The organism is Facklamia sp. HMSC062C11, assembly GCF_001810675.1.
Classification (GTDB): domain Bacteria; phylum Bacillota; class Bacilli; order Lactobacillales; family Aerococcaceae; genus Facklamia; species Facklamia hominis.
The window spans coordinates 769-1,437 of record NZ_KV802404.1; the positions used below are offsets into that span (position 1 = coordinate 769).

The 669-nt window shown below is 41.1% G+C and carries 1 protein-coding gene; it reads right to left on the bottom strand.

Going from position 1 to position 669, the window contains the following annotated elements:
• Positions 1-669, bottom strand: a 669-nt coding sequence (locus tag HMPREF2758_RS08935; protein ID WP_168163137.1) for a Cna B-type domain-containing protein, incomplete at both ends; no start/stop codon positions are given.

Consider the following 669-nt stretch of genomic DNA (forward strand, 5'->3'; position numbering starts at 1 on the left):
TGATAGAGATTACCGTCCGCATCATACTTATCGAGATCCGTCCATACGAAGCTTGTATCTCCATCTTTTAAGGTCATCCGTTTAATCTCAACGTTATTTTGCTTAAGAACAAGGGTTACGTCTGGCTTGGTCATCGATTCGCCACCAAGCCAATTCTTAGTTACCTTGATCTGAGTCTTAGCTTGGTAAATATTGGTTAGTTCAATATGGTTATCACTCAATTCCGTACCTAACTGATAGTCTTGATTATTAAGAATTCGTTCTCTTACGGTATAGGCATAGAGATGACCTGCTCCATCGGTTGCTGGAAGGTCAGTCCATGGATAGCTGGTCGTACCGTTTACCAATTCAATCGTACTAACCACTTCTTCAAACTGACTTCCATCCCCTTCAACAAAGGAGTGCTTGTTAACATCGAAGTCTGAGTTCAAGATCTGATCGGTTACCCGTCTCAACAATTCCAAAGTAATGGTTGGCTTAACTTTTGGTCCACCTACCCATACCTTATCAACCGTGATGCTTGTCTTCGGTACGATATATTCATTAGTAATGGTAAAGCCATGACAATCTTTGACAATCTCACCTTTTTGACGGAAATGATCCGACGTAAAGACTTCCTCAACCGTATATTGATAGAGATTACCGTCCGCATCATACTTATCAAGATCC